The sequence below is a fragment of the Pirellulales bacterium genome (assembly GCA_036490175.1).
Taxonomy (GTDB): Bacteria; Planctomycetota; Planctomycetia; order Pirellulales; family JACPPG01; genus JACPPG01.
This window is the reverse complement of sequence record DASXEJ010000259.1, coordinates 1-25,591: the sequence shown is the minus strand read 5'-3', so window position 1 is coordinate 25,591 and position 25,591 is coordinate 1. Positions and strand designations below refer to the sequence as shown.

The following is a 25,591-nucleotide window of genomic DNA, read 5'->3' as shown; positions in this document are numbered from 1 at the left end:
CTTAGCGGGTTCATTCCGTCGCGCGCTTGGCAGCTCATGGCCGTTGTACGTAGCTTTGGCGCTCACCTGGTTGCCGCTCGCTGCATTCAATCTCCATGGGCCGCGTACACCGGTCGCAGGTTTTGGACTGGGTGTGAGTGGCCTGCAATGGTGGTGCACACAGACCAAAGTGCTTTTCTTGTATCTGAAGCTGACCGTATGGCCGTGGCCGCTGGTTATCCACTACGACATCCCCTACTTCGATTCCATTGCGGCAGCATGGCCCTGGATTGCTCTTACTTCGTTGCTGATTGCCCTGATTGTCTATGGTGTGTACCGGGGTTCGGCCTGGGGATTTGTCGGCACGTGGATCTTCGCAGTGTTGTCGCCGACGCTGCTGATTCCCCTTACCGCCGAGATTGCCGCCGAACGGCGAATGTACGTTGTGTTGGCGGCCCTCATGCCTGCGACAGTTGTCGGCTGCTACGCACTGCTGCGTCGTGCCGCCTCGGCATCTGACGGCACCGTGGTTGAGTCCAAAATACCGTTCGCGCTGACGCTGGCCGCGGCATTGGCATTGGCTGGCGCCTACAGCTTGATCGATCTGCGGCGTTTGTCGGTGTATACCGACAAGCTTGCGCTATGGAGTGACGCGGCAGAGAATCAACCCAATAGCCCGATCATTCAACTTAATCTTGCCACAGCGCTCGAGGCGGCCGGTCGAAAAGACGAAGCGGTCGCGCACTATTTTCGGGCCGTCGAGCTGCAACCCAATCATTTTGTGAACCATTTCAAGCTCGCCTAGTCGCTGCAGTCCGCCGGCCGACTACAGGAATCGCAGCAGCATTACGAGGAAGCGATCCGCGTGCGTCCCGATGTCGCAGCCGCGCACTACGGGCTGGCACGTCTGCTGCAACACGACGGCCAGACGAATCGCGCCAAGGAAGAATATGAACTAACCTTGCAACTATTCCCAGAATTCCCCCGAGCGCACTACGGCCTGGGGACATTGCTGGAAGCGGCCGGCGACGACACGGAAGCTCGTCGGCATTACGAAACGGCGCTGCACCAGCACGCTAACTATCCAGCGGCGCTTCACAGTCTGGCCATGTTACTGATGCGCACTGGCCAAGTTGAAGCCTCGATCGAATACTTCGAGCAGCTCCGGCGACTGGCGCCCTCGTTCGACACTAATGCAAATCTGGCAGGCGCGTACGCCCGCGCCAATCGCCCAACGGATGCGCTCGCCACGGCGCAGGTGGCTATTAACATGGGCCGCGCGCGGACGGCTCTCCGAAGCCGCGCAATTGGAAGCGTGGGCGAACAACTATCGCCAATCCGTAGTCGCGGCGCCGCAGCCGCAAAAACTCCCAAACGCACCTGGCGAGCCGCCGACTCCGCCTGTCACACCCAGTACCCCCTAGCGACCCGCGCTACGCGGCGCGGACTGCTGCCCGACGATATCGGCTAAACCGAGGCGCCGCGGTAAGTCATCGCTGCGCGGGGCTTCGCGCGGCGGGCCAGATCGGGCAAGGCCTCTTGATGGCCGAGAATCACGAATGTGTCGCCGGGCCCCAACATAACGTCGGGTTCCGGTTTGCGGATGATTGTTCCGTTCGGCTTTTTCACGGCCACCACGACAAACCCACCCTGCCCGCTGACTTCGACATTGCCGATCTTCTGACCGATCAACGGTGAGTTTTCCTTGAGTTCGATCTCGGTCAGCTCCAGGCCGATCTGACGCAGCTCTTCGTTGAGCTGCGAATTGCCCGTATTCCCGTGCAACATGTCCTCGGCCGATGGGCGGATGATCATGTGCGCGATTTTGGTGGCACCGATCAACGTTGGCAGTATCACGCGATTGGCCCCCGAGCGCATCAGCTTCTTCTCGGTCGACGGCGACTCTGCCCGGGCAATGATCTGAATCGTGGGGTTCAAGTCGCGGGCGGTCAGTGTGACGAACACGTTAGCCGTATCGTCTGAGAGGACGGCGGCCATGACACGCGCCCGGGCGATACCGGCCATTTCGAGGGTCCCCTCTTCCGACGCGCTGCCCAACAGGGCCAGATAACCAGCCGCTTGGGCCTGCAGCACACGCCCTTCGTTGCTGTCGAGCACCACGAAGGGCAGGTTCGCGGCGGCCAGATCCCGGGCCAGTAACTGTCCTACCCGTCCGTAGCCGCAAATGAGCGTGTGATCTGTAAGTTGTTCGATGCCTTTTGACATACGTCGGGTTCCCAAAACGCGGTTGATCTCTCCTTCGGCCAGCATCTGCACAAAGCCGCCTACCACGTAGATGCCGGACGAGCAGCCGGCAATGATCACGCCCATGGTAAAGATCTTGAGCGACGGATTATCGAGCGGCTTGGTCTCGCCGTATCCCACGCCAAACACGGTGATGACAACCATGTAGATGGCGTCCAGCATCTGCCAGCCGGCCAGCATGTAGCCGGTAACGGCACCGATGCAGGTCAGGCCGAAAAAGACTCCTCCAATGATGATGCGGCGCCAGGAGCTATTCATGGCAAAGCGGGGTGGAGGACGCCCGAGGGCACAATGCGGAGCGGGTCCAAGCGAAGCAAATCTCGCGCCGCATGGCGCTGGGGCTGGAACCGAAAGATACAAGTCGAACCTCAACAACAAGTTCGACGGTCCGGCGCCGAGCCGCCTTTTCCCGGCGCAAGCCAAATGCTCATTTCCTAAGCATATGTCGCACCGAGTTACGGATTTCGGATGGTACTGGCGGCCTGAGCGGCAAGCAGTAGTATGAAACAGAATTCGGATAGCCCAGGGTCACCCCATCGAGTGCCCCTCGGGCGATCTTCCAGACCATCAGCAAGGGCATCATGACCGACGTTCCCGATAATCCGCCTGGCGAGGCCAGCGTCCCCCCGCCGCCTGCCACCGCGGCCAGCGCGCCCGCCGCCGCAGCCCCTCCGACGCCAGATGTTCTCAAAGCGGCCTTCAAAGCCTTCAAGAAACGGCTCAAGCTCACGCAGCTCGACGATGCATCGCGCATCGGCCGCAGCCCGATGAGCGCGGGCGGACATTCGGCGATCGCAGGGATCACGCCCCCCAACCAGTACCCGAAAGCGGTATGGGAAGCCCTGGCCGACGAAGGCAAACTCCGCCGCGCGGGGCACGGGACGTATTCGCTCGCGCAGTAGCGACGCTAGGATTTCGATAGGCCGTTTGCGGCTCGTGGCAAGAAGCCACTCCGCCGCGCTAACGAGAATGCGCGGAGAGCGTTTACGTCGAATAAATCCACCGACCGAGAAACATCGTCGGTATCAGCAACAGCAGGATCATCGCGGCCCAGAACACGCCGCGCACGGCGAAGCAGGCCACGGCGTCGAGCATGATCAGCGACAGGATGCACTCCTTCACCGCCATCTGCACCCGGGCCGGTGCAGGATCGATGACGGCTGCCGCGGGACGGCGCAGAATCAACAGTGCCAGCAGCAGCCACAGCACATACCACCGCGCTCCCAAGTCGAGTGCGTATTGCGGCGTGTCTCCCACCGCCAAGGCCGCGTCGGCCCACGAAGGAAACCAGGCCAACAGCGCCAAACCTGCGCCCATGACAACGGTGGCGGCCGCCAGAACGCCGCGGCGACTCTCGCGCGCTTCGGTGCGGGCGAACCAGGTGACGCCGGTGATGTACAGCCCGATGCTCGCCGCCACGAGCCAGTGGATCGCATGCCAGGAACTGGCCGCGGCGCTGGCCCCCAGCAGGATATTCAACGATCGGCAACTTCCCATCACTAGCGGCGCCACCGGCGTCCGCTTGAGAATGCGATCATAAGCCACCACGGCCCCGGCCAAAGCGGTTGCAACCAGACCGCTGCGCGGGTCGCCCGTAAAGGCACTGGCGGCCCAACCCAACGCCACGCCCGCTCCCAGCAGCACGCCGCCGGTGTGCAGCGCCAGCCGGAGAGACACGCGACCCGAAGGAATCGGCCGCGCGGGACGTTCCTCGCGGTCGATCACGACGTCGAACACGTCATTCAGCACCATGCCGGCCATATACAGCAGGCTCGACGCGGCCAACAACAGCAAAAACGTCCACCACGGCTGCAACGTTTCATGGACCAATAAAAAGCCCAGAAAGATATCGGCCATCGCCGTGAACACATTCGGCAGCCGAAACAATTCCAGCCAGGCGCGCACGCCAGCCGTGGGCGGTTCGTCCGATTCCAACAGAATGGGATCCGGTTCTTCAGTCATGTAAAAGCGACGGCCTCGCCACGCGGTCAGCTCACCCACGATAGGATGTTTACAGAAAGCGCAGATTGCCGTGATTGGAGACGCAAGTCGTGAACCAACGCCGCCGCAACTGCACGCCTGGACGTTCATGCCCAATCGCTTGTCCCGACTCTCGTCCCTATTCGTGTAATTCGTGGTTCACCTGATCTCTATAGTGAGACCAAGGCCCCGAGATCAAGTAGGAAAAGACCTGAAATCACGAATAAGACGAATGACACAAATGGAAAAGAAGGAAGACCGCCGGACGCGGTCGTTTGTCGTACTAGGACCGATGTAGCTCGATTCCGGCATCGGCCAGCACGCGCGTCATATAGCTGTAAGCCTCGCGGGCCGCTTCGTCGGGTTGATTAATGTAGGGATACAACTCGACCGTGATCCAACCGTCGTAGCCAGTGGCGTGAATCGCCCGCACCGTGGCCGGAAAGTCGATCGCGCCGCGGCCGGGAATGAGATGCCGGTGGACGCGCGTGCTGGCGATATCCTCGAAATGGTAATGGCGCGCGTAGGGGGCCATCTTGGCCACCCAATCCTGCGGATCTTCGCCCACGCAGAACGCGTGGCCAATATCGAAGTTCAAGCCCACCCAGGGAGAATCCAAACGTTCGATGAATTCCAGGAACTGGCCAAATCTCTCGATCATCAGATCGGGCTCGGGCTCGATCAACAGCCCAACTTCCAACTGCTCGGCCAACTCGACGCAGGGCATCAATTCTTCGTAGAAGATGTCAGCGGCGTCCTGCCAGGTTTGACCGGGAGCCAGCGGCCCCCCCGGCTCGGTCTGTAGATTTTTGGCCCCCATTTCCTTGGCCAGTACCAATGCGCGTTTGGTGTGCTCTCGGCGAATGGCGCGGTAGTGTGGATCCGGCTCGATCCAGGACGGATGCCAATACGGCTGACGGGGATCGGCCACGGCATTCATCATGAAGCCGTTGACGTTCGACACCGACAGATTGTGCGCGGCCAAACATTCGCGAATGGCCTGACGTCGCCCGGGCAATAGCCCCACCGGCCAGGCATGCGGCACATCGGCCAACAGCTCCATGCCGGTATAGCCCGCGTCGGCAATCCGCGCGATCGCTTCTTCGATCGGAAATTGTGTATAAGCGTTAGAGCTAAAGGCGAGTTGCATGCTGGATCGTGGCGGGGTGAAGCAGGGCGGGAATGAGCTGGGGCGAGATAATGCCAAGTGGCCCTCGTTCGCCGCTAACATATCTTAGCCTAAGGTAATACCTCGCGTTAGAGGTCATAACCGACTACGGACTGCGCACCTCGCCGACGATCGATCCGGGAAAACACCGTAAAATCCAAGGCCTGGCGGCGCTCGCCCCCCGTACAGACCAGAGCGTCCACGGAGCTTCACGATGACGCAACGCCCCCTGGAAGATTGGGAAGATCCCGAGCCGGATGACGACGACCGTGATGACGTTGAGGCCGACGGCCCAGACAGTGACGATAACGATTTGTACGAATGCCCGAACTGCGGCGCCGGAGTTTATGAAGACAGCGAGCGATGTCCCACGTGCGGAGACTACATCACACCGAAACCGCGCTCGACGCGCGCCTCGAGCGGACGATGGTTTGTCGGCGCCGTGGTGCTGATGATCGCGCTGATGCTGCTGGCCGTGGTTTTTTCGAGATAATGCCGTGAGGCGCGGTACACCTGCGCAGGCAATCACCGCACGACTCAGCTGCTCGCGCTGCGATAGCTCTTCAAGGCCCACAGAAACAGCCACCGCGAGCCCACCAGGCTGGCCACGGTAACCAGCAGAGCAAAAGCAGCCAGCGGCCAGTTCTGCGCGGATAGCGGCTGAGCCAAGATCCGCGCCGGCACATTCACCACGACCAGGATGGGAATCAAGAACGTGAAGACCTGCCGCAATGGAGTGCCAACCGTCCCTTCGTATATTTCCATCGGATAGCGCGAGAAGTTCGTGATGTAGAACCAGAAATCATACAGATTCTGATTGCGCCCCAGCCACACACTCAGACTCGACAGCGCGATCATCAAGCTATACAGCATCCCCACGCCGCACAGCAGATACACCGGGTAAAGCAGAAACTGCACCGGATGCGGCGGCACGTCGAATCGCAGCAATGCCACCACCATCAACACCAGCGCAAAGATAAAATTCGACAGCGTCGACCACTCGATCCGCGAGAAGGAAATCAGAAACTGGGTGTCGATCGGCTTGAGCAGGGCAAAGTCGAGATTGCCCGTGCGAATCAGCTCGCTGAATTCGCTCAGGTTGGGCATGAAGAATGCGCCGACAAGGCTATTGGCGAACAGCGTGGTAGCCAGGAACACCAAGAATTCGTTCTTTCCCCAACCCCCGTCCAGACCTATCGACGGAGCAAACTCGAAGATCAACAGATAAAACGCCAGTTGAATCGACACCCAGGACAGCGACGCCACGCAATCGATGATGAAATTCACGCGGAACGTCATGTCCCGCACCAGGCTGTTGCGGGCGAACGTCGCGAAGACGCGCAAGTAAGAAGGATGATCGGACATACGATGGGAATTGCCACTCACGACCGGACGGTTGACCGCAACATGCAAAGGAATCTCGGCCGGGTTATTGGGGACGTTACTTGAGGTTCTTGTCGAGAAACAGCACTTCCACCGCGGTCAGGTAATCGCGATTGTCTTTCTTGGCAAAGCCGTGCCCCTCGTTGTCGGCATACACGGTCCACACGGCACGGCCGGCGGCCCGCACTTTGTCGGCGATTTGTTGCGCTTCGCTAAAGGGCACCCTGGGGTCGTTCATTCCGTGGGCAACCAACAGGGCCGAGCGAATTTTGTCCACACGATTGGCCGGGTTGATGTGGTCGAATACGGCCCGCATCTCCGGCTTCCGCTCGTCACCATACTCAGCGCGACGCAGGTCCTGGCGGTACGGACTGGTGCGCTCCAGGAAAGTGATGAAGTTCGAGATACCGACGATATCGATGCCGGCCTTGATGCGATCCGGAAAATTTACCAACGAGGCGAGCACCATGTAGCCGCCGTATGAACCGCCGGTCACGGCCACGCGCGAAGCATCCAGCTCGGGCCGACCTTTGATCCATTCCAACAGCGCGCCGATGTCGCGGACACTGTCCTCGCGACGTTCAGCGTTATCGAGCTGCAAATAGGTCTTGCCGTAGCCGGCCGATCCGCGCACGTTCGGATAAATAACCGCGAGCCCCATTTCGTTGACTTCGTATTGCGTGACTCCCGAGAACAGCGGACGATACTGCCCTTCGGGTCCGCCGTGAATATTGATCAGGACCGCCGCCCGCTTATCGGCCGCGGCCGTCCGCGGCTTGTAAAAATAGGCCGGAATCTGCCGCCCATCGAATGTCGAGAACTGAATCCGCTCCGGCGCTACGAACGATGCCGGATTGAGCCCGCCGACCTCACTGTAGGTCCAGCGCGTCAGCGTGCCGTCGGACAGTTTTAAGGAATACGCGTCAGCAGGAGCGTCGGGGCGGGCGAGCGACAGGCCGATCTCCTGACCGTTGGGCGAGAATTCGACGCCGCTAACAATGCCCAGCGGCAGCTTGAGCTCGCGCTTGGTTTTGCCTTCTAACAGGAACAGCTTGCTCGCGCCGTCTTCGTTGATCGTAAAGGCCACGGCCCCCGTGGTGGGATCGACAATCACGTCGGCCACATCCCAGGGAATATCTTCGGTCAACCATTCGTACTTGAGCGATTCGAGGTCAAGCCGCGCCAGTTGTAAGAACTCTCCCTGGGCGTCGCAAGTAACGTAAGCCGAGCGACCATCTTTGGCGAAGGCCAGCGTGCCAAAGGAAACCTTGCCTTCGACGGGTAGCGGCAGCGCCTTCAGCTCCTTCTTGGCGACATCGAACAATGCCGGATAGGACTCGTTGATCGATACGTAGCGGTTCATCAACAGCCGGCCACCGTCGAGAGACCAATCGGTGGCCACCCAATATTGCCCGTCGGTTTGATACAGCACTTGCATGCTGTCCGCGCGGCGCGTGTCGGCAATATATATGTCGGTGTCGCGGCCATTGCGTTGATTGCTGTTTACGATCATGCGCGAGCCTTGATGCTCGACAGGTCCCAGCATGTTGCGCGACTTACCGTCTGTCAGCAGCGCCGTGCGATAGTTGGCACGATCCAGCAGATAAACCTGATCGTTCTCATTGCCCCCTTTACTCATCAAGAGGAGCATGGCGCCGTCGCTTGCCTGGGGAATGAATCGGCCCGTCGAAGGTTCGTCGAAGAACGTAATTTGTTCGCGCCGTCCCCCAGGCGTGTAGACGCGGTGTAACTGTACGGAATTGCCGAATCGGGTGCCGATGAGAATGCCACTAGTTGCGCCCTGCTCGTAGGACCAGCCCAGGAACACGGCGCTCCGCATGTTCTGATACTGGGTCAACCGACTTATCAACTCGGGCGGCACCACGGGCACGTCCGACGTGGCAATGGCGCCCGGTCGATTCGGATCCTCTGGCTCGGTCGCGGTCAGTGGACTGGTTGCAAGCGCCGCAAAGCATAACAGAAGGCCTAGTCTTGCCAGCGTCGTCGTATTACGCGTGGTCATTCTCATCGTCGCCGATCTCCGATCTGCGGTTTATGTTGGCCGGTGGGTCCGTGGCTATTTGCCTGCCGCGGCGTTCAGCTCTGCGATGCGATGCTCGAGTGCCCCCAACAGCACGCCGGCCATTTGCGGCCCGCAACTGTTCTCTTCGCCGTATTGGCTTTTCTTGCGGCCATAGGCAAACGGCTTGGCGTGGTCCCATTGGCGCTTGGGAATGATATAGCCCAGCTCGTCATTGGCCAGCCCAATAAGCATCGTCTTGTCGCCCGGCAACAGCTTCATAACGGGCGTTTCCAAAGGTGCGTCGGGAAAATCTGCATTGGGGTCGGCCGGTTCCTGAAACGTACCGTAGACCAATTCGGGATAGATTTCGCCTGGAATGCCGGCAATGTGCAATTGGCCGAAACGCAAATAAGCAACTTCGCTGACTCCCGCGACGGTGTCCTTGGATTCTCCGTTGACGGGGCCTCCCAAGATCTCGAAATCGCCTGTCCACTCGCGCCCCTCACGCGTGATGACGCCCGCCATTTGTGCTACGCGATAAAGCGGGTTCTCCAGCGGGACACTGATCGGCTTGGCCGCGAATGCCAGCGGCGCGAGTTCCAGCGGCTTGGCCGCGTCGATGGCCTTGATCGCCAGGTCGGCCACTTCGTTGCCGTAGGCCTCGGCATAGGCGAAGCTTGCATCCGGAATCCCGCGCGACTCGCGATAACGATTCGAAGGCGTCGTCATCAGCCCCCCCACCGCGCCGCTGAAATAGACGACCGGGCAACCGTATTTAGCCTCCAGACGCTTTACCGTTTGCCAAATAAAATCAGCCGTGATCTGAGTGTTCTCGCTTCCTAGCGCCTCGGGGTGACAAGTCCATTGCACGAGCAGTCCGGCCGGCTTGCCGCCGGCGCCCATCAGTTTCAGTGCGCGTAGCACACCATCCGGCGCGTGCGGCTCGCGACTGTCGCGCAACAGGCTGTCGTCCTTCGCCGTGCCATATTCGCCTGTGACCGGCTGGGCAGCCGCGTCGGCCTTACGCACGGCCTCGACGACGCGCGTGACCAGCAGCTTCAGGTAGTCGGGATCAACACCCGACTTAAAAGGATTCGGCCCCCATAAGCCCAACACATCGGGCCCTTCGTGATTGTGAGTGCTGGCCACGAGGACATAGTCGAACCCGTCCAACTGCTGCCGAATTTCCCCAGTCGTCGGATATTGAACGCCCACCACGTCGACAGCCACCAGGGCGATTTTCTTGTGGCCGTCGTTGAATACGGCCGCGCGGGCAAAGAGTGGATCGTGTACGCCGGTCGCGCGGCGGTTCTGGCCGTAGCCCGCGATCCATACCGGCTTCGCCCCCTTCACATCAGGAGTAATGTCAGTAGTCGCGAATCCGACCTTCAATGGCATGGCAGCGTCAGCCACGCGCACCTCTGTCAGACAGAACAAGGTCAACGCGACGGATAAAGTTCGGGCCAGGATCGAATGCATGGGCGAATCGTCTCTCATCAGGTGCGGGACCAGCGAGGTTCGTTGATGCGGCGAGAATCGGTCAGCCATCCTAATCGACCGACGGCTATTCGGCGAGCAGCGGGGGCCGGCCCTGAAAGCCAATTTCTTGCTCGCACCATTGCGAGGTCGACAACAAGGGGCCTTCGCCCCAGCGGCGGCCGATGAACTGCAGGCCCACCGGCAATCCGTCGGCGGCCAGGCCGCACGGAAAACAGACCGTGGGAAGTCCTACATAACTCCACGGCGCATTGAAGCGTGGGTCGCCGGTGGTTTCCGGTCCCGGGGCCGTGGTCGTGGCAGCCGGCGTCAGCAGCGCGTCGTATTGCATCACCAATGCTTCCATATCGCGCGTGAAATGGACGCGGTGCGCCAGCGCCGCGGCATAATCGATCGCCGTCGCAGCACGCCCCTCGTCCAAAAGTGAACCCACTTGCGGTCCGTATTCTGCCCGCCGCGCCGGAAAGTTTCCGCGATGGTATGTGGCCGCCTCCACCGCCATGATGCGGCGGTGATTGACAATCACATCGGCAAAGCTGGCCGGCGGCAGTACTTCGTCGATCACGGCGCCTGCGCTGCGCAACGTGTTCACAGCGTTGGCAATTTCGTGCTGGACGTCGGCCGAAGCCGCCTCGGCAAAGAATCCGGTCAGCAGCCCCAATCGCGGCGGCGACTCGCGGGCCGGTTCGGTCGTATAATCAGCCAGCGGAATGTCGACGCAGCAAGGATCGCTGGCGTCGAAACCCGCGATCGCCGTCAACATGATCGCCAGGTCAGCCACGTCTTGCGCCAGCGGCCCCGGATGATCGAGCTGAAAGGCCAGCGGCACGATGCCGTTGAGGCTGACGCGCCCGTAGCTCGGCTTGCAACCGGCAACGCCGCAATACGCCGCCGGGCGCGTGATCGAGCCACCGGTTTGGGAACCCATGGCGGCAACGCACATCCCCATCGCCACAGCCGCCGCCGAGCCACTGCTCGAACCGGCCGGTGTCCGCGCAAGATTCCACGGGTTGTGCGTCGGAGGTGGATCGAAGCTGGCAAACTCGGTCGTGACTGTCTTGCCCAGAATGACCGCGCCCGCGGCGCGCAGCCGTGCCACGACGGCCGCATCCTGCGAAGCAACATTCCCCGCGCGCAATCGCGAACCTGCCAGTGTCGGCCAGCCTGCCACGTTGATAATATCCTTGATGCCGATGGGTATGCCGTGCAGAGGTCCGCGGCGACGGCCGGCGCGCAACTCTTCGTCCAGCTGCTGTGCTTGGGCGCGGGCTCCTTCGGCGTCGACCGTGACCCAAGCGCGGATACGCGGCTCGAAGCGGTCGATGGTCGCTAAGCACGTTTCCACCAGCTCCAAAGACGTGAGCCGGCCGGCGCGCAATTGCTCGCTCGCTGCGTGAATCGTCGGAAGTTCAGGAACTGTCATCTGCACAACCCGTCAAGGAGGACCGAATCCAGAGCACCGCCGCCGGCCATTGTAATACGATTTCGGTAGCCGTTGCCAACAGGGCGTGTGTATCTCGCGCGTTGCCAATGATAAGATGCCCAGGTCAAGTATCGTTCGTATTCGCCGTGAGGGAAATCGCATGCGCGCCGGAAACCTTAACACTTGGCAACGGACTTATCGCGCCTCGCGCCGACTGCGGACCGCAGTACTGACGATGATCGGTCTCGGCTGGGCATGGGCCGGCGCCGCCACCGCCACCGCCGACGAGCCAGGCGAGATCAAAGTCATGACCTTCAATCTGCGCTATGCGAGCGACAAGCCGCCCAATGCCTGGCCGGCGCGAAGACCGGTCGTGAAGGCGACGATCAACCAGGTTCGGCCCGACGTAATCGGCACGCAAGAGGGGCTGTATCGGCAAATCAAGGACATCGAGGCCGACTTGCCCGAGTATGCCTGGATCGGCTTGGGGCGCGACGGGGGCAGCCGCGGTGAGTTCATGTCCGTGTTCTATCGCCGCGAGCGACTGGAGCCGCTGGAATTCGACCACTTCTGGCTTTCCGACACGCCCGACCGCGTCGGTTCGACGAGTTGGGGAAATACGAACCGACGGATGGTCACCTGGGTGCGGTTTCGCGATCGCGGCGCGAACCAGGAATTCTACTTTCTCAACACGCACTTCGATCATCAGGTGCAGCCGGCGCGCGAGAAGAGCGCCGAGCTGGTCGTCAAACGCGTCGACCAGCTGCTAACGAAGTTGCCGATCATCCTGGTCGGCGATTTCAACGCAGCTGCCGGTGACAACCCTGCCTACGACACCTTGATCGGCGCGGGCAAATTCACCGACAGCTGGCTCGCCGCAAAAAAGCATGGCGACGCGATCGGTACGTTTCACAACTACGCAGGCCCCCGGGCAGGGGGCGCCAGAATCGATTGGATTTTGATGCGGGGACCGGTCCTCGCGCTATCGACCGAGGTGGTAACTTTCGCCCTACAGGGTCAATACCCCAGCGATCATTTTCCGGTCGTCGCGACGCTGGCCTGGCAGAAGCCATAGACGATCTGCTGGGGCAGGCCGGTCGCGAAACGCGTGCAACGTATTGCGCATCGTTCGCCGCCGCGCCAAATCTTGAAGCGCAGCGCAAAAAAGAAGCCCCCGCAGGTGGGGCAGGAACCTGCGGAGGCCAGACTGCCGAGAGCAAGCTCTCAGCAGTACTTGTAAGTATGCACGCGATTGAGATCAGTGCAAGAGTTTGGAGCGATTTCCGCCACGCCATTACAAAAAAGTGAGCTGGGTGCGGCGTGCCCCCCAAAAGTGTAGCGGCGCAGCGTGTTGTCAGGATTAGCCGTACAGGGCCGGTGACAATTATTTAATTTAATTAAGCTGTCGCATGAAGGGGTACGACACGCCCATCGGTTGTCCCCAGCGGTTCCAACGCTGATGACACGGCACCCGCAGGCGAACGTTACGCAGCAGCCATGGCGATCATTCGTGGATAGAGCATCACGACCACGGCGCCGACAATCAGCGCAAAGGCTGCCCAGTCGTTCCAGCGCGGCACCTCGTTCAAGTAGAAAAAGCTGAAGACCAGAAACACGCAGATCGAGATGACCTCTTGGATGATCTTCAATTGTGGCGCGCTGAACTGAGCATGCCCGATGCGGTTGGCCGGCACTTGCAGCGCGTATTCTGGGAGCGCGATTAGCCAGCTCGCCAGGATCACGACGATTAGTTGCGTCGACTTGAATCGCAGGTGTCCGTACCAGGCGACGGTCATGAAGGCGTTCGAGCAAATGAGCAGAATGACGGTGGCCACGATCGCTCCTTAAGATCTAGACAAATCGGGTGATGACGCGCCGGGGACTGCCGCCGAGGAATCCGCAGGCACAACCACCCGGACCGCCCCCTAAACTACACCGTTGGCAGTTGTTTTTGGGAGGCGAGATCGTGGCGCAGCTCCTGTCGGATCGTACTGGCGGCGAGCGATTCGTGGAGTGGACCAGCGCGGCCGACCCGCGATTCGTCGGGGAAAGAACGTCCATTGTTGTTTCGCGAGACCGGCGGGCTATAATTTCTTCGTGACTTTGCGCGAACGCTGCGGGTTTACCGGAGAATTGGTTTATGAGCCGTCGCTTATGCCTATCGGCCCTCGTTGTTTGTCTCGCGGCAATGCGAGTTCTCACGGCGTCCGCCGCTTCGAAAGAACCGGCCACCGCGACCAAGACGGCCTTTCTGCGACTGGCCCGCGACGATAAGGATGAACCGTTGGCAATGGAGACGGCCATCGTTCGTTACAAGTCGGATGCCGCGGACAAAGCCGATCTCACGGTCGATCTCATTGGCGCCGTACATATCGGCGAGAAATCGTATTACGAAGCGCTGAACAAAGAGTTCGAGAATTACGACGTATTGCTCTACGAACTCGTCGCTCCCGAAGGAACGCGTATACCCAAAGGGGGTGGCAAAGGTAGCGGGCATCCAGTGGCGCTTCTGCAAAACGGCATGAAAGACATGCTTGAGCTGGAGCACCAGCTACACAACGTCGACTACGACAAAGATAATTTTGTCCATGCCGATATGTCTCCGGATGCATTTTCGAAATCGATGGCCGATCGAGGCGAAAGCATCTGGACGATGGTGTTCCGCATGATGGGCCAGCAAATCGCCCAGCAGAACAAAAATCCAGGGAAACGATCGGACGCCGATATGTTCATGGCGCTGTTCGACAAAAATCGCGCGCTGAGTCTGAAGCGCGTGATGGCCGAGCAGTTCGAGGATCTGGAAGGGGCCATGAGCGCCTTTGAAGGTCCCGGCGGATCGACCCTGATCACCGAGCGCAATAAGGTCGCGCTGAAAGTGCTGGACGAGCAAATCGCCGCCGGCAAAAAGCGCATTGGCATCTTCTACGGTGCCGGCCACATGCCCGACATGGAGCGCCGCCTGATCGCCGACGTCGGCATGCACCGCGACAACGAGCGTTGGCTGGTGGCCTGGGATCTGCGCCCCAAGGCGAAGCGCGATGCGGATGCAAAGCGCGTCAAGACCGAGGACAGCCAGAAGGTGCCGGCCGGCGTCCAATGACGGCCCACTACTTCACGCTGCTTCAACGCTGCGCCGCGGGAGCCGGAGTTCGCCCCGCGGTTTCCGTAGCATCGGGCTTGGCGCGAAATTCGTACACCATGTATCGGCCAAATCGGCCAGGCTCGCGCGGCCCGTTGAGCTGAACGCGGTACGATTGTTCGCCGACTAGATCGTAGCTCGCTTGCATGTCGGCCAGCCAGGATGCGAAGGCGTTTTCGTCGCGTCGCTCTCCTTCCAGGGCGAACATCACGCACCGCACTGGCCGATCGACCGGCAAACCCGCCAGATCGACGCCCCGCGATCCCCTGCGATGAAGCGCTGAGTAGGTGCGCTGATAGCAGGCGTAATCTTCGCTCGTCCGCTCGGTATAGAAATTCTTGCCTAGGTCGGTTTGAACGCACACCACTTCCCCCTCAGCGGCATTTTCCTTCCAGAACCAGCGGGCAAACCCACGGTGCTCGAAATCTACGAGCCGCTTGTAGGGTTGCGCCATGTCCTTGGCCAACATCACGGCGCCGATCACCAGAAACACACCTACCACGATCGCGAGCGCGCGGCGCCGCGCCTCGGCGCGCGCGATCAGGCCGATCAGCCAGGCGGCGCCCAGCCCAACAGTCAAGCAGGCCAAGGAACCGTAGTATTGCGACAAGCGGGCGCCGCCGTACGGATAACGGCGCAGCGCCGCAGCCACAAACGCAAGCCCTAACGGGGCCAGCACCATGACGGCCAGGGTGCGGTCCTTGCGTCGAGCCAGGACCACGGCACCGGCCACGAAACAGATCAAGCTCAGTGTGCTGCCGAAGCGGTCATCGCCCACTGGATAGGCCATCATCTCGCCGGCGTGAATCGACAACAGCCAAGACACCAGCGCCAGCGGCTGCCACGGAGGGAATCCGCCGGCCCAATATTCCAGCATGAACTTTTGGGTAGTGACATATTGGGCCGATGTCACCAGCCGCAGTAGCACGATAAACGTGCCGGCCATCAGCACGTTGTAGGCGGCGAAGGCGAACCATGCGCGACGATCTCGCGATTGCCAGACAGGCCACGCCATTGCCAGACTCACGCCCCCGGCAACGAAGACGGCCGGGTTAGCCACCGCGATGCACAGGGGCGCGGCCACAACCAGGCCCCATAGCCATCGGCGGTTAGAGGGATTTTGCCACCAGCCGACGGCCAGCCACACCAACAATAGCGAAGCGGCCAGATCCGAGCCGTATGGTTTGCACTCCGCCGCGTGACGAACCGGATAATAACTGACGGCAAAAACGCCGACGGCCAATACCATCGGCACCTTGCCCAGCACTCGCGCCGCCAAATCGCGAAACAGAAACAAGCTGGCAACGCTCGACAGCATGGCGAACAATCGCAGCGACCATTCCGAGAAGCCCAACAGCTTGATCGCCGTCAACTCGATGGCTAGAAAGCCGAGCGGCGCCACTTGCTCGAGTGTCAGCGGCTTGACCAGATCGGCATAGTCCCGATCCAGATAATTCTGCACCAGCATCAACTCATCTCCCCAGAACGGGAAGTTGAGCAGATAACGACCCATCCGCAGCACGACGCCCAATCCCAGCAGTGCCCAGGTCAACGCATGCAGGAGCGATTGCCAGACGTCGTCTGGCGAGAGCACCGGCACGTCGAAGAGGGGGTGCGCGGGCATTCGCTCATCCAGCGCTCGAGCAATAGTTGGGTCAACGCGCTCGGAAACGGTAGCAATCGCGGCCCGGTTCATGGCAGAATCCTTTGCTAGGACCGGCGTAAAACGGCAAAAATCCACCAGAGAATAGTTCCTTTCGCCTGCCAAAGGCAAGATCAGGTGGGCCGAACGGCCTCAGGCCGGCCGGCCCCCAAGTGGCCACCGGAGGGCGGATCGTGCCAACTATTTGGCTTCTACCACTACGGACGGCGGGATCGATCGTCCGTTGCCGGGCCGAGCCGCCCGAAGGGCAGTCCGCAGGACCTTGGCAACCTATATTTCTGGCGCGCCCCGCGTGTTTTCGGCCGCCTGCACGACGAGCGATTGGGGTCGCCGCGAACGGACCGCAACAGGAGAGAGGCCACCGTGTCGGTAAACAGCCAGACTTGCACCTGCCCCAACGACGAACAGCTCACGCTGCTGCTGGCCGGCGAACTGCCGCCGGCCGAGGTGTCGCGCTTGGTGCTGCACGTTACCGAATGTCAGCGCTGTCGTGATTCAATTCGCGCCGCGGGTTTCTCCGTGGGGTCGCTCAAAGCCATACAGGCCAGCGACGATACCCTGACTGGCGCGCACAATCCCGCTCAAAATTCCGCCATCGGTACGGGGACCGTACTGCCCGCGATCACGCCGGCCATGCCCGCCGCGCAGACCAACGGTTCGCCTTCGGTCGCTGCACAAATGGCGCTTGCTCCGCCGCAGGGGCCCGACGAGTTGGGGCGCCTCGGTGGCTACCGCATTCTGCGCGTGTTGGGCGAAGGCGGGATGGGCGTCGTTTTCGAAGCTGAAGATATCAGCCTGCGACGACGGGTCGCGATCAAGGTTTTACGTGCCGGCGAAATCGACACGTCGCAGCGTAAGCGATTCTTGCAAGAGGCCCAGCTCGCCGCGTCGCTCACCAGCGGCCGCATCGTCACCGTCCATCAAGTCGGCGAGCACGATGGCTGCTTGTTCATCGTTATGCAGTTGCTATGCGGCGAGTCGTTGGAAGCACGGCTGAAGACCCACCGCTGGCTGCCATTGGTCGAGGCCCTGCGCATTGCCCGCGAAGTCGCCGAGGGGCTGGCCGTGGCGCATGAAAAGCAGCTCGTGCATCGCGACATCAAGCCGGCCAATGTGTGGCTGGAATCGAAACGTAGCGACGACTCTGCGCAGCGAGTAAAACTGCTCGACTTCGGCGTCGCCCGATCGATTGCCGTACACGAGCATCTGACCATCGGCGGGAACATCGTCGGCACGCCCTGCTATATGTCGCCCGAGCAGGCGTGCGGGTTGCCTGTTGACGAACGCTCGGACTTGTTCTCGCTCGGCTGCCTGCTGTACGCCATGCTCGCGGGAAAGTCTCCGTTCGAGCGCGGCAACTATATTCAGACGCTCAAGGCTGTGGTTGACGAACGACCGCAACCACTGGCCGAGGCATTGCCAGGGTTGCCGGCACCGGTGGCTACGCTGGTCGATCGCCTGCTCGAGAAAACAGTCGCGGCCCGGCCGGCCAACGCCCAGCAGGTCGTGCAGGAGATTCGCCGCATCGAGGAGGGCCTCACCACGGCGGGACTGGTCATGCCGGCGGCGACGACCATCTCGGCAATGTCTCCGCATCGCATTCGCCAGCGTCTCGGATGGGGCGTCTGGATCGGTGCGCTAGCGATATTGGCGGCGGCACTGCTGGGCGGGTGGGGCGAGTACCGCCGCTTGAAGGATCGCGCCGCCAACGATGCCCAAGAAAGAGCTTTGTCGGCCACTCTAGCGACCGTCGCGCCACCACAGAGCGACGCCAAGCCAGGGGCCGGGACCACGAAGCCAGCAGAGAAGTCTCCGCCCCCCGCGGACGATGGGTCACAAGAGGATGCGAACCCGTCGGCGAACATGACTTCTGACGGCTCATCCGAAGAGACCGCCGAGAGCGCAGTCGCTGCCAACCCCGATTTGCCGACGATCAAGATCGGCATCCTACACTCATTATCGGGCGCCATGGCCGCCAGCGAACGACCGATCGTCGATGCCTTCATCATGGCCGTCCAAGAAATCAACGAGCAAGGTGGCCTGTTGGGCGGGCGGATGATCGAAGCGGTGGTTCGCGATGGAAAGTCCAGCGAGCGCGTATTCGCCGAACAAGCCGAGGATCTGATCACTAACGAGGAGGTGGTCACGCTATTTGGGTGCTGGCGTTCTCCTTGCCGTAAATTGGTCGAAGAGGTCTGCCGCCGCCACGAACATCTCTTGGTATTCCCGACCGCCTACGAGGGCATCGAAGAATCTCCGTATGTGATTTACATGGGCGGGGCGCCCAATCAACAAATCATGCCGGCGGTCAAGTACGCATTCGCCTATCTCGGCAAACGAAAGTTTTTCCTGGTCGGCGTGGATGGCATCTACTCGCGCACCGTCCATGAAATCATCCGCGACGAGTTGAACTTGCTGGGCGGCGAGGTCGTTGGCGAAAGCTTCCGTCCCCACGGCAGTATCGACTTTTCCGCCGTCGCGCAATCAGTCATCGACTCGCAAGCCGACGTGGTGATGAACACCGTCAGCGGCATCGGTAATGTGGGCCTATTCAATTGCCTGCGGCAGGCGGGAATCCTCGCCGACGAAATACCGACGATCTCGTTCCGCGTTACCGAAGAAGAATTGCAGAGCATTGCCGGCGATGAAAACGACGTGGCCGGCGACTATGCGGCATGGAGCTACTTCGAGACGCTGGAAACCCAGAATAATTTCGATTTTCTCGAACGGCTCCGCGCGCGATACGGTCCCTCGCGCGTCGCCACCGATCCTATGGCCACGGCCTACGCCAGCTTGTATTTGTGGGCCGACGCCGTGTACGAAAGCGAATCCGACGATGTTGCCGACATTCGCCGCGAGATCGTCAATCAGAGCATGGACGCACCAGAGGGGAAACTGGCCATTGATGCCGTGAACCGCCACAGCAAACGACGCGCCATGATTGGGCAGGTGAACGATCAAATGCAATTCGATATCGTCTGGACATCTCCGAAGGCGATTCCACCCGAACCGTTTCCCGCATCGCGCTCGCGCGACGAATGGTTGAAATTTCAACGCGACTTGTACAAGAGATGGGGAGGACAGTGGCGGCCCGACGCACCTCGCAAGTAACTCCTGCCCGCCGCAACGGTAGCGAAGCGTTCGCGTCCCGCGGAAAGACTTATGATCGAATACAAATCCAAGAACTGGTTAGGCACGACGTGTGCGTTCTATGGCACCGTGTTGCCAAACGTCCTGGGCCGGGTCGGCATGCTCACGGCTTTTTGTCTGTTGTTGTGCGTGTTGGACGATTACGTTTTGAAAAAGTACGGCTACCCACTCCCTTCGCTCGATCAATTGGGTCATACCGTGTTGGGCGTGGCGATGAGCATGCTCATCGTGTTTCGCACCAATTCGTCGAACAATCGTTATTGGGACGGGCGCGCGATGTGGGGGGCCCTGGTGAATGGCTCGCGTAATCTGGCCCGGCTGGCCGCCAGCTACGCGCCCCCGGCCGACGATCTGGCGGGATTGATCACCGCCTATGCGACGTCGGTCCGTGAGAACTTGCGCGGTTCGCTCGATATCAAAGCAATCTCGAACCTGGTGCCGGGACGGCTGGCGCGGCGGGCTGCGGCGGCCCCCAATCCGCCCACGGTGCTGGCCGCCGCCATTAGCGGCTGGATCCACTCGCGACGTGCCGATGGCCAGATCGACAGCTATCAGGCTTTGGCCATGGAGCAGGTTCTCAATAACATGGTCGACGCTCAAGGCGGCTGCGAAAGGATTCAAAAGACGCCGCTGCCGTTTGTCTATGCATCGCTCATTCGCCAATTGCTGTTCATCTATCTCGGCTCGCTCCCCTTCGTGCTGGTCGGCCGCATGGGGTATGCCGCACCGCTGGTCGTGGCTGTGGTCTCGTTCGGCATGTTCGGCATCGAGGAGGCAGGCGTCGAAATCGAGCGACCGTTTGGCACCGATCCCAATTGCCTGCCGCTGGAGCAGATCTGTGCCACGATTGCCCGCGACACCGTGACGTTGTGCACATCGGCCGAGCCATACAACGTAGCCAGCTAAGGTCATTTGTCCGCGCGCCGATGGCATAGCGTCGCGCAAACGGTCTGCCGATCGATGATATATTAGCGGGGCTGCTTCCCGGTTCGTTTGCTCACATCGCATGGCCGTCGACTTTCACGCTTGGGCCTCGCAAATTCGCAGGCTGGACCACGCGCTAGTCGAGTTGCAGCCCACGGCCAGCGAGTTGGGCGTGCCATCGCCCGCCGGAGCCGAGTGGTACGAGCTTTTGGTACACAAGTTGGTGCCGCAAGCGGCCACACCGCCGATGCTTGTCGTGGCGATCGTCGGCGGGACGAACATAGGCAAATCGGCCATCTTCAACCATCTAGCCGGCGAAACAGCCAGCGCCGTCAGCCCGTTGGCAGCTGGCACGAAACATCCGGTCTGTTTGGTGCCTACGGGTTTTGGGGGACAGGAAACACTCGAACGTCTGTTCACGGGTTTTGAGCTGCATCGCTGGCACGCGCCGACCGATCCGCTCGAAGATTCTCCGGTCCACCGGCTGTATTGGCGCAACGGCGCCGCGGTGCCGCCACGGCTGCTGCTGCTGGATACGCCCGACATCGATTCCGACGCCCCCGTGAACTGGCAACGAGCCGACATCATTCGCCAGGCTTCGGATGTTCTGATCGCGGTTCTCACTCAGCAAAAATACAACGATGCCGCGGTCAAGCAATTCTTTCGCAAGGCAGTCGAAGCCGATAAGCCCATCGTTGTGCTGTTCAATCAATGCGACCTGCAGGCCGATCGCGAGTATTGGCCACTTTGGCTGGCAACGTTCGCCAACGAAACCGGCGCCACGCCCGAATTGGTGTATGTTGCCCCCTATGATCGCCAGGCTGCCAACGAGCAAAAGTTACCGTTCTATAGCGTCGGTGCCACCGGCCGAGAAACGCCCGCGGAGCGTAGTTCGCTGCGCGACGACTTAGCGGCACTACATTTCGAGAAGATCAAGTTCCGCACCTTTCGCGGCGCCTTGGCGCGGCTGTTGGATCGTGACGAGGGCGCGGCCGCTTACCTGGAGAGGATCCGCTATCGAGCGCGGGAATACGCGTCGGCCTCCGAGGCCTTGGCAGCCGCCGAAATGGCGCGCGTTCCTTGGCCTGTCGTCCCGCCCCAGATTCTCGTCGGCGAGATACGCGACTGGTGGGACTCGCAACGCCGCCCTTGGTCACGCCGCGTTCACGGCATTTACCGCGCCGTCGGGCAGGGCGTCGGCTGGCCCGTCGTCGCCGCCTGGCGAGCCATGAACGGTCCGCCCACAGATCCTTTGATAACGTTTCGCGCGCGCGAGCGCGAGGCTGTCGTCGAAGCCGTGGAAAAGCTGCTCGACGAATTAGAGCGCTTGCGCCGCATCGGAAACGAAACGCTAAGGCCGCGGCTCGAGGCGTTACTTTCGGGCAGCTCCCGCGCCGCACTCTTGCAGCGCATCGAGACCGCGCACGCGCAACTTCCACCTCTCGATGACGACTATCGGGCTACGCTCCGCGGCGAACTCGACCGCTGGGGCACGGAAAACCCTCGCGCTGTTTCGTTTTTGCAATCGCTCGATCACGCGGCCGCCATCGCCCGTCCCGCGATCACGGTCGTGCTGCTGGTGACCGGCACGTTCGTCGGCAGCGAGATGGTCGGTCAAACCGCGCTGCACCTGGCCGGGCACACGGCCGGCAATCTGGCGGCCGAGGCAGCCATCGCGGGCGGGATTACCGTTGGGGGGGAAGCTGTCGTCACGGCCACTAGCGAAGGCGTGCGTCAAACGGCGGCCCGCCTATTTCGCCGACTGCAAACCAGCTACGCCGAGTCGCGGGCCAAGTGGCTCGCCGATTGGCTCGATCGTGAACTGTTGGGCGGGCTGTTGGCGGATTTGCGCGCGGGGGCAGAATTGCAACACAGCCCGGCCTTTCGCGAAGCGGTCTCGGCGCTGGCCGAGCTCCGCGCGGCAGGCGAGTAAAACTGCCGGCCGAATGCTGCTACTTGGCCGTCAGCTTTTTGAGCTCGGCGATGACGGCGTCATCATGCCCGTCGACCGAGACCTTCTTCCACACCTTGCGGATTTTTCCCTCGGCATCGATCAGGTACGTCGAGCGCTGGATGCCCCACGATTTCTTGCCGTACATATTTTTCTCGCGCCAAGCGCCGTACTTCTCAGTCACCTTGCGGTCGACATCGGCCAACAGCGGGAAGTTCAGCTGGAACTTGTCGCGAAACTTCCCGTGACTTTCGACGTCATCGTTGCTGACCCCCAGCACGTGCGCGCCCAGCTTGGTCAGTTCTTTCTTGCGGTCTCGAAAGGCGCAGGCCTCTTTCGTGCAGCCGGGCGTGTCGTCGCGGGGATAGAAATAGAGGACAACCGGCTGTCCGCGCAGGTCCTTGAGCTTGACCTTTTTGCCGTCATCCGCCGCGAGTGTGAAATCCGGTGCCGATTCCCCTTCTTCCAGCCAGTCGCCCATGAGAATAATCCTTTTTCAATTCGATTTTGCCAGCCCCGTTGCGGGAAGCGGGGCGGATTGTGATTCGCGGCCGGATGAAGTTGCCGCTGATTGATGTTATTGTCGTGCGGCTCTCGGCCGGCAAGGCCCCCCGGCGTCCGTTCTGCAAGCAAGACACGGCCCGCGACTGTTGCGGAAAGTCCCGCGCGAAACGACAACAAGTCACGACGGTTCGGAGTACACTCGTGCGTGGTCGTAGCCGGCCTTACCTTGACGCGGGGAGAATGACATGATCGGCAAAGTATTTTGCGGAGCAATGGTTTTATGTTGCGGAGTCGCAACTGTGGCGGCGGCCGATCCTGACCGCGCGGTCTATCGCTTTGAAAAACGTGTTGCGACCCATGCCTGGCGCGAAGGGAGCTCGAAGCTTGCCGCCGAAGGATATTTTGTCGGCTTGCTGGGCGTGCGCACGGCCGGCGACCAGCACCACGTCGAGGAATTTCTGACAGGTGGACTAGGCAGCGATCTTGGCGAGGCCTTGCCGCCGCGTCCCGCCGGCGACCCGCTTCGTCGCACGTACACGCTCAGTAAGCGCGGCGACGTGGCTACGCCCCTGGCGCGGAGGGCAAGCCTGGTCGTGTGGATGCTCCCCTTCGAGTTCTTTTTGACTCCGCACGAATCACCGGCCGAAATTCTGGCCGCTAGCCAGGGCCTGCAAGAGTTTGCCTGCCATGTGACACAGCCCGCCACGACCGGCAACTGGTCCTGGCGGCTGGTCCGGCAGGATGTCGATCACGGCACTTACGAGATTGCCGGGCCCTGCCTTGGCAAATTCGCCGGAGAGTTTCCCTTGGGCGGCAGTCTGACCCGCGTGATGGCACACGAGACCGGCACCATCCGCGAAGCGACCGCGGATCTGTCGGCGACCATTCCCATCTCGGCCCGGCTGCAGCGGCTCGCAGATTCGCCCGAGCGCCAGCGCGAGGAAGAAAAATTCTTCGATGGATACCAGACGCTCGTCGTCCGAGAGACAGTGCGAATGCACCGGGACGACCTGAATGGCGACGGCGGAATCGAGCTGCCGCTGAGCCTGACAACGGCCCTGGACAAGCTGCGCCACGAGACCGACGCCAAATAGACTCGACGCAACGCAAGGACCGACCGGCAACGGGCCTTTTTTCGCCCCTTGTCCGTCCCATCGGGTGGGCCAGGAAAACGCTACGCCTGGGCACTATTTAGAGTACACTCGTGCATACGCTTCGCACGTCCCGTTGCCCACGGTGTCGACCGGCGTGGTGTGCCCCTCGGTGGGCTCGACACGGCTGGGCAAACCGATGCGTATTCAGCACATTGTGCAGGGCAACCTCCGCTGCAACGAGACCACACCCGGTTAGATTTTTGCTGAGAAAGGATCTTTGCCATGTCTGGAAAGCCACCGCGGTCCAATGGTAAACGTGTCGTACCGAAGACCGCAAAAGCAAAACCCAGCGATGCGCCAAGCGTTCCCAAAGCTACCGCGGCGAAGAAACCTGCGCCGGCAGCCAGCAAAAAAGGCCCCGTCGCTCTGCGCACCGCAAAGAGTCCGAAGCCAGCCGCCAAGAACTCCGACAAGTTCTATATTGTCGTCGAACACTCGGACTTGAATATCTCTAAGCAAAAACCCCAATCCAGCGTACCGGTCGATTCGGCCGACACCTTTCACGAGGCCAAGGAGAAAGCGGTCGATTATCTCATCGATTTGATCGACCACTACGAGCGTCGGCTGTGGGAGATCAAACGATCGAACGACTATCTGGCTCTGGCCAAGAAACCCAAGTAAGGCGCCGGGGTACGCTGGCCGTTTATAATCGGCCCGTATATAAGCTGTCGCTGCGTGCCAGAGTCGCCTCGTTCGATCGGGATTCGCCGTAGATTCCGCCTCTTCAGCGCGCCGCGGCGACTTGGTCCGTGCAGCTCCCTAATTCTGGATGGTTTGTGCGGCTCGCGAGGAGTCGCCAAGCAGTCCAGCTTCCCCAAGTTTCAGCCTGTACATGCCGCAGGCATCTCACTAAAGTGGCCGCCCGAATTGGAACAGACCCTATCACGATTCGCGGGCCGTGGGCTCGTCGACCGGCGGATCCGGACGATGACAAGCGGCTCAATCAGAGCGGCCAGTAAGCGTTGTCACCATTCCACACGTCTAGCTCTCAACCGTCACGGTCGACGGTGGCGCTCATGGCGCGCATGCTCCGGCTTGCGTGGGGCCACCGCTGGGGATGTTGTCTCCTGCTCGTGCAGCAGGTGGCCTTGCTGGCGATGTCGCTGGCGGGCTTGGGATTAACCGGCCTGGCGATCGACGTCATTCGCCATCAGGTCGATGCTACGAGCACGCCGCCTGCATGGCCGTTCGGGCTGAATCCAGGCACGACGTGTTCGCCGCTGACAATCGTGCTCTCGCTCGGTTGCTCTGTGCTCGCCTTAGCGGCGCTGCGGATGGCGCTGAATTTCTGGCATGCCGTGGCCTCGGCCCGGCTCGTGCAACAAGAGATCGTCGTCGAACTGCGGGCAGCGATCTATGAAAAGCTGCACGAGCTGAGCACGCGATTT

The 25,591-nt window shown here is 61.1% G+C and carries 22 protein-coding genes; 12 read left to right on the top strand and 10 right to left on the bottom strand.

Features of this window, described 5'->3' with window-relative positions; all coding sequences use genetic code 11:
• Both VGG64_19420 and VGG64_19415 read left to right on the top strand, forming a co-directional pair.
• Positions 1-784, top strand: a 784-nt coding sequence (locus VGG64_19420) for a tetratricopeptide repeat protein (GenBank protein ID HEY1601780.1), incomplete at its 5' end; no start/stop codon positions are given.
• Between the two features lie 3 nt (positions 785-787).
• Complete coding sequence (locus tag VGG64_19415) at positions 788-1,450, top strand: tetratricopeptide repeat protein (protein HEY1601779.1); 663 nt, start codon at positions 788-790, stop codon at positions 1,448-1,450.
• Here VGG64_19415 and VGG64_19410 read toward each other — a convergent pair.
• A complete protein-coding gene (locus VGG64_19410) occupies positions 1,447-2,502 on the bottom strand; it encodes a potassium channel protein (protein HEY1601778.1) in 1,056 nt (351 codons plus the stop codon). The two genes, VGG64_19415 and VGG64_19410, sit on opposite strands and share 4 nt — an antisense overlap.
• Before the next feature lie 323 nt (positions 2,503-2,825).
• Between VGG64_19410 and VGG64_19405 the strand changes: the two genes are divergently transcribed.
• A complete protein-coding gene (locus VGG64_19405; GenBank protein ID HEY1601777.1) occupies positions 2,826-3,146 on the top strand; it encodes a hypothetical protein in 321 nt (106 codons plus the stop codon).
• Positions 3,147-3,228: 82 nt separating this feature from the next.
• Here the strand turns inward: VGG64_19405 and VGG64_19400 are convergent, their stop codons facing one another.
• Positions 3,229-4,206: a UbiA family prenyltransferase gene (locus tag VGG64_19400; GenBank protein HEY1601776.1), complete on the bottom strand. Its 978-nt coding sequence runs from the start codon at positions 4,204-4,206 to the stop codon at positions 3,229-3,231.
• A 301-nt stretch (positions 4,207-4,507) separates the two neighbouring features.
• Positions 4,508-5,374: a sugar phosphate isomerase/epimerase family protein gene (locus tag VGG64_19395; GenBank protein ID HEY1601775.1), complete on the bottom strand. Its 867-nt coding sequence runs from the start codon at positions 5,372-5,374 to the stop codon at positions 4,508-4,510.
• Between the two features lie 232 nt (positions 5,375-5,606).
• Here VGG64_19395 and VGG64_19390 point away from each other — a divergent pair, with 232 nt between their 5' ends.
• Positions 5,607-5,885: a hypothetical protein gene (locus VGG64_19390; protein HEY1601774.1), complete on the top strand. Its 279-nt coding sequence runs from the start codon at positions 5,607-5,609 to the stop codon at positions 5,883-5,885.
• Positions 5,886-5,929: 44 nt separating this feature from the next.
• On the opposite strand, the gene VGG64_19385 is transcribed toward VGG64_19390, so the two are convergent.
• From VGG64_19385 to VGG64_19370, 4 genes are all read right to left on the bottom strand, one after another.
• The gene (locus VGG64_19385; GenBank protein ID HEY1601773.1) at positions 5,930-6,757 is read right to left on the bottom strand and encodes an ABC-2 family transporter protein; all 828 of its coding nucleotides are present in this window, start codon (positions 6,755-6,757) and stop codon (positions 5,930-5,932) included.
• A 76-nt stretch (positions 6,758-6,833) separates the two neighbouring features.
• A complete protein-coding gene (locus tag VGG64_19380) occupies positions 6,834-8,804 on the bottom strand; it encodes a prolyl oligopeptidase family serine peptidase (protein ID HEY1601772.1) in 1,971 nt (656 codons plus the stop codon).
• A gap of 48 nt (positions 8,805-8,852) precedes the next feature.
• Complete coding sequence (locus VGG64_19375; GenBank protein ID HEY1601771.1) at positions 8,853-10,277, bottom strand: neutral/alkaline non-lysosomal ceramidase N-terminal domain-containing protein; 1,425 nt, start codon at positions 10,275-10,277, stop codon at positions 8,853-8,855.
• A gap of 85 nt (positions 10,278-10,362) precedes the next feature.
• Positions 10,363-11,718, bottom strand: coding sequence for an amidase (locus VGG64_19370; GenBank protein ID HEY1601770.1), 1,356 nt, complete (start codon positions 11,716-11,718; stop codon positions 10,363-10,365).
• Between the two features lie 160 nt (positions 11,719-11,878).
• Here VGG64_19370 and VGG64_19365 point away from each other — a divergent pair, with 160 nt between their 5' ends.
• Complete coding sequence (locus tag VGG64_19365; protein HEY1601769.1) at positions 11,879-12,793, top strand: endonuclease/exonuclease/phosphatase family protein; 915 nt, start codon at positions 11,879-11,881, stop codon at positions 12,791-12,793.
• A 409-nt stretch (positions 12,794-13,202) separates the two neighbouring features.
• Here VGG64_19365 and VGG64_19360 read toward each other — a convergent pair whose 3' ends face one another.
• Positions 13,203-13,553: a DMT family protein gene (locus VGG64_19360; GenBank protein HEY1601768.1), complete on the bottom strand. Its 351-nt coding sequence runs from the start codon at positions 13,551-13,553 to the stop codon at positions 13,203-13,205.
• A gap of 305 nt (positions 13,554-13,858) precedes the next feature.
• On the opposite strand from VGG64_19360, the gene VGG64_19355 reads away from it, so the two are divergent.
• Positions 13,859-14,818 carry a hypothetical protein gene (locus tag VGG64_19355; GenBank protein ID HEY1601767.1) on the top strand — a complete coding sequence of 320 codons (960 nt, stop codon included), beginning with the start codon at positions 13,859-13,861 and terminating at the stop codon, positions 14,816-14,818.
• A 22-nt stretch (positions 14,819-14,840) separates the two neighbouring features.
• Here VGG64_19355 and VGG64_19350 read toward each other — a convergent pair whose 3' ends face one another.
• Positions 14,841-16,553, bottom strand: coding sequence for a hypothetical protein (locus VGG64_19350; protein ID HEY1601766.1), 1,713 nt, complete (start codon positions 16,551-16,553; stop codon positions 14,841-14,843).
• A 330-nt stretch (positions 16,554-16,883) separates the two neighbouring features.
• Between VGG64_19350 and VGG64_19345 the strand changes: the two genes are divergently transcribed.
• From VGG64_19345 to VGG64_19335, 3 genes are all read left to right on the top strand, one after another.
• Positions 16,884-19,631 carry a transporter substrate-binding protein gene (locus tag VGG64_19345; protein ID HEY1601765.1) on the top strand — a complete coding sequence of 916 codons (2,748 nt, stop codon included), beginning with the start codon at positions 16,884-16,886 and terminating at the stop codon, positions 19,629-19,631.
• 51 nt (positions 19,632-19,682) lie between these two features.
• Complete coding sequence (locus VGG64_19340; protein ID HEY1601764.1) at positions 19,683-20,576, top strand: bestrophin family ion channel; 894 nt, start codon at positions 19,683-19,685, stop codon at positions 20,574-20,576.
• Positions 20,577-20,676: 100 nt separating this feature from the next.
• Complete coding sequence (locus VGG64_19335; protein ID HEY1601763.1) at positions 20,677-22,527, top strand: GTPase; 1,851 nt, start codon at positions 20,677-20,679, stop codon at positions 22,525-22,527.
• A gap of 19 nt (positions 22,528-22,546) precedes the next feature.
• Here the strand turns inward: VGG64_19335 and bcp are convergent, their stop codons facing one another.
• Complete coding sequence (bcp, locus tag VGG64_19330) at positions 22,547-23,026, bottom strand: thioredoxin-dependent thiol peroxidase (protein ID HEY1601762.1); 480 nt, start codon at positions 23,024-23,026, stop codon at positions 22,547-22,549.
• A gap of 268 nt (positions 23,027-23,294) precedes the next feature.
• On the opposite strand from bcp, the gene VGG64_19325 reads away from it, so the two are divergent.
• The 3 genes from VGG64_19325 to VGG64_19315 form a co-directional block, all read left to right on the top strand.
• Positions 23,295-24,143 (top strand): hypothetical protein, encoded by an 849-nt coding sequence (locus tag VGG64_19325; protein ID HEY1601761.1) that lies wholly within the window; start codon positions 23,295-23,297, stop codon positions 24,141-24,143.
• A gap of 282 nt (positions 24,144-24,425) precedes the next feature.
• Positions 24,426-24,824, top strand: a complete 399-nt coding sequence (locus VGG64_19320) for a hypothetical protein (protein ID HEY1601760.1) — start codon at positions 24,426-24,428, stop codon at positions 24,822-24,824.
• Between the two features lie 395 nt (positions 24,825-25,219).
• On the top strand, positions 25,220-25,591 hold a 372-nt coding region (locus tag VGG64_19315), incomplete at its 3' end, for an ABC transporter ATP-binding protein (GenBank protein ID HEY1601759.1).

Excerpts from the sequence above, each read along its gene's own strand:
- VGG64_19410 (HEY1601778.1), bottom strand. The coding sequence starts at position 2,502 with ATGAATAGCTCCTGGCGCCGCATCATCATTGGAGGAGTCTTTTTCGGC.
- VGG64_19405 (HEY1601777.1), top strand. The coding sequence starts at position 2,826 with ATGACCGACGTTCCCGATAATCCGCCTGGCGAGGCCAGCGTCCCCCCG.
- VGG64_19400 (HEY1601776.1), bottom strand. The coding sequence starts at position 4,206 with ATGACTGAAGAACCGGATCCCATTCTGTTGGAATCGGACGAACCGCCC.
- VGG64_19395 (HEY1601775.1), bottom strand. The coding sequence starts at position 5,374 with ATGCAACTCGCCTTTAGCTCTAACGCTTATACACAATTTCCGATCGAA.
- VGG64_19390 (HEY1601774.1), top strand. The coding sequence starts at position 5,607 with ATGACGCAACGCCCCCTGGAAGATTGGGAAGATCCCGAGCCGGATGAC.
- VGG64_19385 (HEY1601773.1), bottom strand. The coding sequence starts at position 6,757 with ATGTCCGATCATCCTTCTTACTTGCGCGTCTTCGCGACGTTCGCCCGC.
- VGG64_19380 (HEY1601772.1), bottom strand. The coding sequence starts at position 8,804 with ATGAGAATGACCACGCGTAATACGACGACGCTGGCAAGACTAGGCCTT.
- VGG64_19375 (HEY1601771.1), bottom strand. The coding sequence starts at position 10,277 with ATGCATTCGATCCTGGCCCGAACTTTATCCGTCGCGTTGACCTTGTTC.
- VGG64_19370 (HEY1601770.1), bottom strand. The coding sequence starts at position 11,718 with ATGACAGTTCCTGAACTTCCGACGATTCACGCAGCGAGCGAGCAATTG.
- VGG64_19365 (HEY1601769.1), top strand. The coding sequence starts at position 11,879 with ATGCGCGCCGGAAACCTTAACACTTGGCAACGGACTTATCGCGCCTCG.
- VGG64_19355 (HEY1601767.1), top strand. The coding sequence starts at position 13,859 with ATGAGCCGTCGCTTATGCCTATCGGCCCTCGTTGTTTGTCTCGCGGCA.
- VGG64_19350 (HEY1601766.1), bottom strand. The coding sequence starts at position 16,553 with ATGAACCGGGCCGCGATTGCTACCGTTTCCGAGCGCGTTGACCCAACT.
- VGG64_19340 (HEY1601764.1), top strand. The coding sequence starts at position 19,683 with ATGATCGAATACAAATCCAAGAACTGGTTAGGCACGACGTGTGCGTTC.
- VGG64_19335 (HEY1601763.1), top strand. The coding sequence starts at position 20,677 with ATGGCCGTCGACTTTCACGCTTGGGCCTCGCAAATTCGCAGGCTGGAC.
- bcp (HEY1601762.1), bottom strand. The coding sequence starts at position 23,026 with ATGGGCGACTGGCTGGAAGAAGGGGAATCGGCACCGGATTTCACACTC.
- VGG64_19325 (HEY1601761.1), top strand. The coding sequence starts at position 23,295 with ATGATCGGCAAAGTATTTTGCGGAGCAATGGTTTTATGTTGCGGAGTC.
- VGG64_19320 (HEY1601760.1), top strand. The coding sequence starts at position 24,426 with ATGTCTGGAAAGCCACCGCGGTCCAATGGTAAACGTGTCGTACCGAAG.